7 protein-coding genes are annotated in these 11,856 nt (G+C 46.1%); 3 read left to right on the plus strand and 4 right to left on the minus strand.

Annotated elements, in window-relative coordinates; translation table 11 throughout:
- Nucleotides 1-67 precede the first annotated feature (67 nt).
- Nucleotides 68-6,898 (plus strand): beta-ketoacyl synthase N-terminal-like domain-containing protein, encoded by a 6,831-nt coding sequence (locus tag ACZ5KY_RS12055; protein WP_464244147.1) that lies wholly within the window; start codon nt 68-70, stop codon nt 6,896-6,898.
- Between the two features lie 79 nt (nt 6,899-6,977).
- The gene (locus ACZ5KY_RS12060) at nt 6,978-7,700 is read left to right on the plus strand and encodes a hypothetical protein (RefSeq protein ID WP_464244148.1); all 723 of its coding nucleotides are present in this window, start codon (nt 6,978-6,980) and stop codon (nt 7,698-7,700) included.
- Nucleotides 7,701-7,771: 71 nt separating this feature from the next.
- Here ACZ5KY_RS12060 and ACZ5KY_RS12065 read toward each other — a convergent pair whose 3' ends face one another.
- On the minus strand, nt 7,772-8,005 hold the full coding sequence (locus tag ACZ5KY_RS12065; protein WP_464244149.1) for a hypothetical protein: 234 nt from the start codon (nt 8,003-8,005) through the stop codon (nt 7,772-7,774).
- Between the two features lie 89 nt (nt 8,006-8,094).
- On the opposite strand from ACZ5KY_RS12065, the gene ACZ5KY_RS12070 reads away from it, so the two are divergent.
- Complete coding sequence (locus ACZ5KY_RS12070) at nt 8,095-8,613, plus strand: hypothetical protein (protein ID WP_464244150.1); 519 nt, start codon at nt 8,095-8,097, stop codon at nt 8,611-8,613.
- A 34-nt stretch (nt 8,614-8,647) separates the two neighbouring features.
- Here the strand turns inward: ACZ5KY_RS12070 and ACZ5KY_RS12075 are convergent, their stop codons facing one another.
- From ACZ5KY_RS12075 to gltX, 3 genes are all read right to left on the minus strand, one after another.
- The gene (locus tag ACZ5KY_RS12075) at nt 8,648-9,901 is read right to left on the minus strand and encodes a BaiN/RdsA family NAD(P)/FAD-dependent oxidoreductase (RefSeq protein ID WP_464244151.1); all 1,254 of its coding nucleotides are present in this window, start codon (nt 9,899-9,901) and stop codon (nt 8,648-8,650) included.
- A gap of 27 nt (nt 9,902-9,928) precedes the next feature.
- Nucleotides 9,929-10,285, minus strand: a complete 357-nt coding sequence (locus ACZ5KY_RS12080) for a translation initiation factor Sui1 (RefSeq protein WP_464244152.1) — start codon at nt 10,283-10,285, stop codon at nt 9,929-9,931.
- Between the two features lie 97 nt (nt 10,286-10,382).
- Nucleotides 10,383-11,777, minus strand: coding sequence for a glutamate--tRNA ligase (gene gltX, locus ACZ5KY_RS12085; RefSeq protein WP_464244153.1), 1,395 nt, complete (start codon nt 11,775-11,777; stop codon nt 10,383-10,385).
- Nucleotides 11,778-11,856 lie beyond the last annotated feature (79 nt).

The following is an 11,856-nucleotide window of genomic DNA, read 5'->3' on the forward strand; positions in this document are numbered from 1 at the left end:
GCAGGGTTTGCAGCGTAAATTCACCCCTTTGCTACTATATTCATTAACTGGCTTTTTTTGGATCCCCATGTACAAACAAAATAAAACAGCACCCTCTATCTCAATTGTTGGAATTGGTGGTATTTTCCCCCAAGCAGCCAATGTATCCGAATTTTGGAAAATCATTGAAGCGGCTCATTGCACCTCAAGTACCCCGCCCGTGGGTCGCTGGCGCCTTCCAGTAGAAGATGTTTATCATCGTTCTGAAGGTAAAATAGACTGTGTTTATTCTAAACGTGGCTGTTTTGTCGACAGTGCAGAAGCTGAACTTCCTTATAGCAAATTAAAAATTGACGCTAAAACGGTTCAAAGCCTCGACCCCATCTTTCAATTGCTTCTCCATGCAGGGTGTCAAGCATACGAAGACTCCAAACTGGGCAGCGTTAATCATGATCGGATGGGTGTTATCATCGGCAATTTAGCGTTGCCAAGTGAAACAACATCGCAACTAGCACAAGAGTATCTTGGTAGAACATTTGACGAGCAGCTATCAGCTACTGAACTTCCGTGCGACAAAACAGCCCCAATTAACCGTTTCATGACGGGATTACCTGCCGCTGTACTGGCAAAGGCTCTCGGGCTTGGTGGCCGCTGTTTTACCCTCGATGCCGCCTGTGCTTCGTCACTTTATGCGATCAAACTGGCCGTCGATGAATTACAATCTGGTCGCGCTGATGCCATGCTCACCGGTGGCGTAGCACGTCCTGATTCGCAATATACTCAAATGGGTTTTTCACAACTCCATGCCCTATCACCGACAGGTGTTTGTTCGCCATTTAATCACAGCGGTAACGGTTTAGTGGTTGGCGAAGGTGCTGGAATAATGCTGTTAAAGCGTACTGAAGACGCGCGCCGCGATGGTGACCATATCTACGCTGAAATTGCCGGCATCGGTTTATCTAATGATATTGGTGGCAGCCTTTTAGCACCGATGTCTGAGGGGCAACTGCGAGCCATGCGTTCGGCCTATCAACAAGCAGGCTGGAAGCCAGAAGAGATTGACCATATTGAGTGCCATGCAACGGGAACACCTGTAGGCGATGCGGTCGAATTTGACAGTTTAAAACAACTTTGGGCCGACTCGACAAAAGACCACTCGTGTGTTTTAGGTTCGGTTAAATCTAACATTGGCCATCTTCTCACAGCAGCCGGCTCCGCTGCTGTGATTAAAACAATTCTAGCCTTAAAGAATAAAACCTTGCCACCAACAGCAGGTTTTGAGCATTCATCCGCTCAACTTGGGATGGAAAGCAGTCCTTTTCAAGTGCTCAATAAGGCTCGCCAGTGGGACGCTCCCGCTGATCGTCCTCGCCGTGCCGCAGTCAGTGCATTTGGCTTTGGTGGTATCAATGCTCACTTGTTACTCGAAGAGTGTACAGAGCAACCAACAGCCAACACCAGAACTAGCAGCCAAGTTGAACTACCCTTTAATAATAACACCATCAATGATGTTGAACCGATTGCTATCATCGGCATGGATATCCAACTGGGTAAATGGTCGTCTCTAACAGAGTTTCGCCAACACATTCTCGGCAACACTCCGCCCCTTGCGTTTGACACGCCAGCAACGTGGTATCAAGCATCACAAAGCCGGTGGTTTAAGCGGGAGGTTGGTTCCAGCCAGTTTCGAGGCCACTACCTCAATCAGGTCAAGATCGCACCGGGGAAATTCAGGATTCCACCAACGGAATTAAAAGAGATGCTCCCTCGACAAGCCCTAATGCTGCAAAGTGCAGCAGCCGCGCTTGAGAATTCTGGTTTATCAAAAGCTGATCACACCCACAGTGGTGTTTTTATTGGCAACGGTCTGGATCTGAATGCCACAAGCTTTAGCCTACGTTGGGACATGCCGAATAAAGTTAAACAATGGGCCAAAGATCAACAACTTGATCTTGACGATCAACAACTTGAACAATGGCAACAACAGTTACAAGATGCCATCAGTACGCCCCTTACCGCCAACCGTACGATGGGGGCACTTGGCAGCGTTGTCGCTAGTCGAATTGCACGTGAATTTAAAGTTGGTGGGCCAAGCTATACTCTCGCTAGTGAGGAAAACTCAGGAATTCAAGCCCTACATACGGCTGTTTCTGCCCTACGCAAAGGTGAGATACATCAGGCAATTGTTGGTTCCGTGGATATGCCGGGTGATCTCCGCGCACAGCTCAGTCAACACAAACTTGGCCGACACGACGCCATTGCTGAAGGAGCCTGTGCCCTCATATTAAAGCCTCTTTCTGCTGCTGAGAAGGATGGCGATACTATCTATGCTCTCATTGATGCAACCACCAGCACCACCAACGCTAGCCCCAACTTGCTCGATGTTGCTGACGATGCCGTAGAACGTGGCATTAAACACCTCTATTCTCAGAACACGATCACTGGTGACGCTATTGGCTATGTTGATATCAGCGCACCAAAACATCGCGTTAAAGCTTATCAACAGACACTCGAAAAACATGTTGCACCTGATTGTCACATTGCCAACAGTAGTGGCACGTTAGGTCATAGCGGTGAAGCCAGCAGCTTGGTTTCAATTGTCCAAGCAGCTCTCGCCTTGCATCACTGTGTGCTACCCAACACCTCGACAACCGCTCATCCTGATCAAGCCACCAATCAATATTGGCTACACAATCGACAGGTTGGACCTCGGCGCGCCTTAATCAGCAGTTTTGGCACAGGGGGAATGTGCAACCAGACTCTTTTGAGCCAATGGAGTAGCGAGAAGACTCCGCTACCCAGCCGTTTCCCTGCACGTGAAGAACATAGTCATCTATTTAATTGTTTTGGTCACACGGCAGAACAGTTACAGCAACAGCTCAAAGCGCTAACAACATTTTTGAACCGCAAGATTGACGATGATTTTGTCCAACAGGAATCAAGCTGGGCCAAAGAGTGCCACCACCCTAAGTCACCGTGTCTTGCACTGTCATTTATTTGTGAACACCAGAAAGAGTTGCAACAACAGATCTTTTTTGCGACCCAACATCTACAAAACAACTCAGAGCAAAGATTAGACGGCCGCGGTGGTGCAACCCTACCCGCTTGCGCACGCGATAAAGTTTTTTATGCACCTCATCCTATCGGTCATGCAAACGATGGCAAAAGTGAAGTCGCCTTTGTTTTTTCAGGATCAGGAAACCATTTTCCAGCGATGGGACAACAGCTTGGCCGTCAATATCCGGCAATTTTCGAAGCACAACATCGACAAAACTTGCGTTTAAAAGATCAATATCAACCACATATTTTTTGGTCGAATGTTTCGCGTGAGAAAATTGAAGATGATCATAATGCGATGATCATCGCTCATGTAGCACTGTGTACCGCGTTAAGTGATACGGCACAAAGCTTGGGCATTAAGCCACAAGCAGCTATCGGCTACAGTTTGGGCGAATCATCCAGTCTGTTTTCACTTAAGGCGTGGAATCAACGCGATGAGATGCTGGAACGGATCGAAGCCTCATCACTTTTCACCACCGATCTCGCCGGGCCATGCCATGCAGCACGTAAACTGTGGGGGTTCAGTGATGAGATGCCGATTGATTGGTGTTTAGGCATTGTTCCCGTGTGTGCTGAAACGGTTCGGAAAGCGTTAGACGGTAAAGAGCAGGTTTACCTACTTATTGTTAATACCCCAGAAGAGTGCATCATTGGCGGCAACCGCTCCGCTGTTATGGATATCGTTAATCAATTAAGTACTCCTTTTATCGAACTACACGGTGTCACCACGGTGCACTGCCCCGTACCGACCATCGTCAGTAAACCCTATCGGGATCTGCACCTATTTCCGACCACGGTTCCAAGTGGAATCCGTTTTTATAGTTGTGCATCAGGACACGTTTACACCCCAAGCACTGAGCGCTGCGCCGATGCGATTCTTGCTCAGGCAACGGATACCATCGATTTCACACGAGTGATTAACAACGCTTACGATGATGGCGTACGCATTTTCGTCGAAACAGGCAGCGGCAACTCATGTAGCCGCATGATCTCACGAATTCTTGGTGACCGTCCTCATGTTGTACGACCAACGTGCATCGAGGGACAGTCTGCCGTCACAACGTTAGCGCGACTTGTCGGCCAATTAATCTCTGAAGGAATTGCGTGTGATCCAGCGCCGCTTTATGTTGAGTCGACACCTCAAGCTCCTTCGGACTCTAGCTTTAAGCCGATCTGCCTACACAATGGTCAGCCTCAGTTTACGCTGCCTGAAACACCAAAGCCGAGCCCTAACTCCTTCGACATCCCTGAGCCGAGCCCGATACAAGCTCAACAGGTCACTGAAGTTACGCCGCAACCGTTGCGTGATCCCCTTATGCAAACGATGCAGGTCACACAACAACATCACAATGCTGCGCATGATCAATTTTTACAGCTTTCAGATAACATCAGACAACTGATGGAGCGTAATATCGCCCTGCAAAAAGAGTTGCTGGGCCACCTACCCCATTCTACGACAAAACCAGTGCAACCAGCCATTACGACACCAGTAGTTCCAGTGATGCCGACCGAACCTGTTGCGTTCGACCGAGAACGTTGCATGGAGTTTGCAATTGGCTCCATTGCAAACGTTTTGGGGCCTAAATTCGCTGAGATCGATCAATACCCTACCCGCGTCCGTTTACCTGATGAACCATTGATGTTGGTCGACCGGATCATGAGCGTTGAAGGCGAACCATGTTCCATGAGTCACGGTCGCATCATCACCGAACACGATGTGACCTCTGACCGATGGTATCTCGATGGGGGTCGTATTCCAACCTGTGTTGCTGTTGAGGCGGGACAAGCTGACCTGTTCCTATCGGGATATCTTGGGATCGATTTTCACAGTAAAGGGAAGGCCGTCTATCGCCTGCTTGATGCTGTCGTTAAATTCCATAGTGCTCTGCCACAACCCGGCGACATTATTCGCTACGATATCCGCATTGAACGGTTTTTCCGTCAAGGCGACACATGGCTGTTTCGCTTTCAATTTGACAGTACCGTTAACGGTGTTCCACTGATGACTATGCGCGACGGCTGTGCCGGTTTCTTTACCCAAGAGGAACTTGATGCGGGTAAAGGGATTATCCATACAAAATTTGACCTGATGCCCAAGCAAGGTAAGCGACCGAGTGACTGGATCGACTTTGTGCCGATGGTTGAAGAGCACTACAACGCCCAACAGGTGAGCGCATTGCGTCAAGGACAACTCACACAATGCTTTGGCCCGCTGTTTGAGCCACTTCAAGTCCAGACACCCTATACGCTCCCCAGTGGACACATGGAACTGGTTGATCGCGTTACCGCCATCCTCCCTGGAGCTGGACGCTTTGGCTTAGGTCAGGTTCGTGCTGAGATGGATATTCACCCAGACGATTGGTTCCTTACCTGTCATTTCTGCGATGATAACGTGATGCCAGGCACATTAATGTACGAATGCTGCCTGCATACATTACGTATCTATTTAATGCGTATGGGTTGGGTGAGCGAAAAAGGGGAAGCGGCTTGGGAGCCAGTACCGGGAATCGACAGTCAACTTAAATGCCGTGGTCAGGTGACAGAAAAAACTCAAACAGTCACCTACGAAGTCACCATCAAAGAGTTAGGCTATCACCCTGAACCATTCGCCATCGTAGATGCCTTGATGTACGCAGATGGTAAGCCAATTGTTGAGATCATTGACATGTCGGTACAAATCAGTGGTTTAACTCGTGAAAAATTGATTTCACGCTGGCAATCACGTTCTGTCGCCACGAACATAGTTAATACATCCACTGCGACAGCGACCACTGCTAAACCCGCTCTGTACGATTACGACAGTATTCTCGCTTATTCGAGTGGTAATCCATCCGATGCTTTTGGTGAACCCTACCGCATCTTTGATCAGGGACGTCGTTTAGCACGACTACCACGACCACCTTTTCAATTTCTTGATCGCGTTACTGATATTCAGGCTGAGGCGTGGAAAATGGTGGCGGGTGGAACCGTCGAAGCTCAATATGACGTTCCAAAAGATGGATGGTATTTTGATGCAGAACGTCACCCCTACATGCCATTCAGCGTATTGCTAGAGATTGCTCTTCAACCCTGTGGCTGGATGGCTGCATTTGTTGGTTCAGCACTCACCAGCGACATCGATCTGTGTTTCCGTAATCTGGATGGAAAAGCCGTACAACATCGTGCGGTCACACCTGGCAGTGGCACCTTAACAACAACGGTCAAACTGACTCGTGTTTCAAGTAGTGGTGGCATGATTATCCAGAGTTACGACTTTTGTGTCTGCGATGCTCAGGGCCCAGTTTATCAAGGTGATACGGTGTTCGGTTTCTTTACTGAGCAGGCTCTTTCGAATCAAATTGGTATCCGTGATGCGAAACAATACCAACCAAGCATCGAGGAGATCGATAACGCAATCAGTTGCCCTTATCCGATGCATGCTCCGTATCCCAAACAAAAGCTACACATGGTTGATGATATTGCCCTGTACGTTGCCAATGGAGGTCCTGATGGATTAGGATTTATCCGCGGAACAAAAAAAGTGAATCCTAAAGAGTGGTTCTTTGAAGCACACTTTTACCAAGATCCTGTTTGCCCGGGTTCTTTAGGACTAGAATCCTACCAACAACTGCTTAAATATATCGCGATTGAGCGTTGGGGGTCCTCTGAAATGACCCACTTTGAGCCAATCACCTTGAACTTAAAGCACAATTGGATGTATCGTGGTCAGATTATCCCTGCCAACCAGCTCGTCACCATTGAGGCTGTTGTGACTAAAATTGATGATCAAAATAAATCGATTGTTGCCAATGGATATTTAAGTGTTGATGGGAAATTGATTTACCAAATGAATCAATTCGGCTTGAAGATGATTCAGTAAAAATCAATATTTAACATTAACTCTGAACGATAACATACTGATTTAACAAATCATTACACATTGACTACAGGAGAAAGAAATGTACCGTTATCTCGTAATCCTCTCAGTATTAATAGTGTCACTATCCGCATGTGGATCGAACGAAACGCCACAAGATCAACACGATGCATCACTTAGTAAGGCATTAACAATCAGTGTCTCAGTTCCAGAAGAGTCTACAGCCTCCGCAAATTGCCCTATGACCAACGAAGAATGCAATTCAACTCCAGAAGAGTGCGCCACGATGGCAGTGAACGGTTGTCCAAAGGCTGGAACCCCTGACTGCCCAAAAGCTGCTGCACAAAGTTGCGATAAAGCTGGAACACCTGATTGTCTAAAGGCTGCGGCTCAAGGTTGCGATAAAGCTGGAACACCTGATTGTCCAAAAGCTGCTGCACAAAGTTGCGATAAAGCTGGAACACCTGATTGTCCAATGACTACCACAGAAGGTTGTGATACTGCTTCACCTGAAGTGATTGTAAGTGCAATGGATCAAGTAGAGAGTGTTGTAACCGAGATCGCAGAAGTGGACACATCTTTGCCTACAACTTCTATTTTGACACTGAGCCTACAAAACGAATTTGGCGATGTATTCGTTCCCCACAGTCAGCATGTTGAGATGTATAGTTGTGATGTCTGTCACCCAACGACACCACCGGGGAAAATTGAAAAAACAAAAAAAGAGTTTCACGCACTCTGTCGTAAATGTCATGCCGATGAAAAAACTGGCCCAACAAAGTGCCGAGCATGTCATCAGCGTTAATCTTAGATTTTAAATAAACCGCTAGAAAGGCTCGTTAACCAGCTTTTCTAGCGGTAATTTTACATACAACATCAGATACGTTTACCACCTAACTTTCCATCTTTATGTTTCTTATTCTGGCAGAGGCTTCGACGAAAGAGATGAGGTATTTTCATAAACTGGCAAGAGAACTTATCACCGAGATAAACGATAATAAAAATCGCTACAAAAATAAGATACAGGTACCATGGTAACGGTACTAACGCAGAGAAGGCATAAACAAGAACGACCAACATAATCACAGCAACAACAGAGTAACATTTCATAGCAACCTCATTTAATAGTTCACAACAATTCATAACATATCGAAGAGTCTAACGAACTTTAGCGATTACTGTCAATTTTTAGGAACATTATGTTAAATCTCAATGAAACTGAGACACACTATATAGAACTTGCAACCCATATTAATCTCAACGAGATTGACTATGATATAGTCATGCATCAGCAAGCAAAACACACTTACCGATCATTATTTCTTGCAGGTTCATTTTTCATCATTGGTTTTGTACTGTTCCTCGCTGAACTTGTACCGTATCTCAAAGGATTCGGTATTGGAGTTGTTTATATTCTTTTTATATTATCGATAATTTTCGTATTTCATGCATTGCGTTATCAAAAAGAGATTGAAACCCGCGTCACATACGAAATACTGCAAAAGATACAAGCAATCGAGGGCAGTAATGGATTTTTATGGCGAATTAACACTCTTATTAACGCCTGCTGCCAACAAGAATATGGTGGACTCCCTGAAGGTGTGCAACAAGTCCAGACATCGTCACAAGCGGGAGGAATAGAGATGAGTGAAATTCGACTTTATAAAGATTTACTGGAAAAAGTAACCAAATGGTACGCGAAACAAGAGGTCCATTAAGTTCGCCCCCTACCCATTCAAACTGAAATACTATTTATTCAACCATAACAACTGCGCTGGCACTTCTACCTGCTAGCCATCCTGTTGAAAAGGCTGCTTGTAAGTTATAGCCACCCGTATTGGCTTGGATATCGAGTAATTCACCAACTAAATACAGCCCTGCTACCTTGCGTGATTCCATAGTGCGTGGATCAACCTCTTTTACGCTCACACCACCTGCCGTAACAATAGCCTCTTTCATTGGTCGATATCCAGTAACTGTCAGTGGAAAGCTCTTCAGCCACAAACGTATTTTTTTGCGTTCAACCGCTGAAACGCTATGACCTAAACGATCTCCTGCGACACCTGTCATATCAAGGCATACGGGAATCATCTCACGAGGTAATAGTCCACGTAAAATACTGGTTAAGGGCTCTTTGTCGCGCTTAGAAAAATCACGTAGCAATCTCGCATCGAGTTTTTTATCATCCAGTGCGGGCTTTAGATCAAGCAGTAATTCAACCTTTTTATCAGCACGTAAAGCATCCACAGCAACGCCACTAAGAGTTAAGATAACAGGTCCTGTAACACCGAAGGCGCTAAAGACCAGTTCACCAAAGGCATCCTCTTTTTTCTTGCCATCGACGATTAACCTTACACCAATATTGCGTAAATTGAGGTCAGCCATGCTTGACGTAACTGCTCCTGCGGTAACGAGAGGAACGAGAGCTGGGCGTACATCGACGATACTGTGACCAACCATCTCACTCATAGGATAGCCATCGCCAGTTGACCCTGTCGCCGGATAGCATGCTCCACCCGTTGCTAAAATGACAGCATCGGCATGAATCTCTTTGCCATTACACACAACGCCGCACACTCGACCATCGGCAACTAATAAGCGGGTAATTGAACAATTATATTGAGTACGAACTCCACATTTTATCAACCAAGCTACAAACAGCGCAACAACTTCTTGAGCCTTACCACGAGTAGGAAATATTCTTCCGCCACGTTCCTTGGTGAGTGGCAACCCTTTTTCTTCAAAAAACTGTGTCAATTCAGTATTAAAAAACTGATGAAAACATTGACGCAAAAAACGACCGTTTTTACCAAAGTGACTTATAAATTCTGGTATTTCAGCAATGTTTGTAAGATTGCACCGCCCCTTACCTGTTATCGCCAGCTTTAACCCAGGACGTCTCATTTTCTCCAACAATACCGTTTCAGCACCTGCTAGTGCCGCTTGACCTGCAGCCATCATTCCCGCAGCACCTGCACCAACAACGATCACTTTGCGCTTTTCCATCATAAATTCCTTAAATTTTGCGAGGTGTTAACCACCTGTTCGCTTAACAACCCAGCCCTCTTTTAATAAAAGGGGGATCAATGTATCACGGTGATCGCCTTGAATTTCAATGGTACCTTGTTTGAGCGTGCCACCACTGCCACATTTTTTCTTTAAGCTTTGCGCATAAACCTTCAATTCGGCTTCAGCTAAAGGAATTCCAGTAACAAGAGTTACCCCCTTGCCCTTACGTCCCTTGGTTTCACGCCCTACCCGCACCACTGAATCTTTAGGAACAGGTACTGATTTCTTTTTACAACTGCACTGAGCTATTGGTTTCTGACACTGGGGGCACATTTCCCCCTGGTCGCATGAATAAACTAAGCGAGCATCCCCTTTTTTCATGATGACAGTACCTCCACTATTCAGATGTAAATCGGTACAGACAAAAACGCCGCCCACAATTGTAGGCGGCGTAATAAGACATTGAAAACTAGAAAATTTAACCGATCATAGCCAAAACGTTATCTAACCGGGTAAGACAACGATCGCGACCAAGGACAAGCATCACCTCAAAAATACCAGGTGCGCTGGTACCACCAGAGAGAGCCACACGTGTCGGCTGACCAACCTTGCCAAACTTAAGCCCTGTTTCTTCAAGGACAGCCTTAAATGCCACCTCTACACCTTCTAAGGTGAATGGGCACTGGCTTAATTGGCACCGTAACGATTGAAAAGCCTCTTTTTGCTCAACAGTAATAAATTTAGCTTGGGCTTTTTCATCAAACACGAGGGAGTCAGAAAAATAGAATGCTGCTTTTTCAGCCATCTCTACCATCGTCTTACTACGATCTTGGAGAGATTTCACCACTTCGGCACAATCAATATCAGCAGAAACCTGAATACCGTCTTTTTCGAGATACTCTTTTAACAACGTACCTAAACGTTGAGGATCACCTGTTTTAATATAATGCTCGTTAAGCCATAAAAGTTTTTCAGGATTAAAAACACCGGCGGAACGGCCAACATTATCAAGGCTAAACTTTTCGATCAGATCGTCCATTGAGAAGATCTCTTCATCGCCACACGACCAACCGAGGCGCACTAAGTAATTAACCATCGCTTCAGGCAGGAAGCCCATTACACGATAATCCATTACCGAGGTAGCGCCATGCCGCTTTGATAACCGTTTTTTATCAGCACCGAGAATCATTGGCACATGAGCAAACTCAGGTAATGGATAACCAAGGGCATTATATATTTGTATTTGACGAGGTGTATTATTAACATGATCGTCACCGCGAATCACTTGCGTCAAACCCATTTCAGCATCATCGATAACCACCACAAAATTGTAGGTTGGCGTGCCATCGGTACGCTGGATGATCATATCATCAAGCTCTTTATTCTCAAAGGTGATGGTTCCCTTAATTCGATCGTTAAAGCTGGTGGCACCATCACGTTGCGATTTAAAACGGATCACATAGGGAGCATCATCCTCGCGTGGTGCAAGGTCACGACAGGTTCCATCATATTGAGGTTTATCTCCGCGAGCCATGGCTGCTTCACGCTTCTGTGTCAACTCATCAGCAGTGCAATAACACTTGTAGGCTTTGCCTTCATCAAGCAACTGTTGAACCTTCTGCTTGTATAGATCAAAACGTTCCGTTTGATAAAATGGACCCTCATCGTAAGATAGGCCCAACCAATCCATCGCCTGTAAAATAGCATCAACTGATTCCTGCGTTGAGCGTTCCACATCGGTATCTTCAATCCGTAAAATATACGTGCCCTGCTCTTTGCGTGCGAGAAGGTAATTAAACAAAGCAGTGCGAGCACCACCGATATGCAAATAGCCAGTGGGACTTGGGGCAAAACGGACACGTAAATCGGACATTTATCTCTTCTCCATTAAGCAAATAGCAAAGTGCGCCGTCACGATGACGACCTTGGTTTTATACTGCAAACAGGGGTGG

The sequence above is a fragment of the Desulfuromonas svalbardensis genome (genome assembly GCF_055389415.1).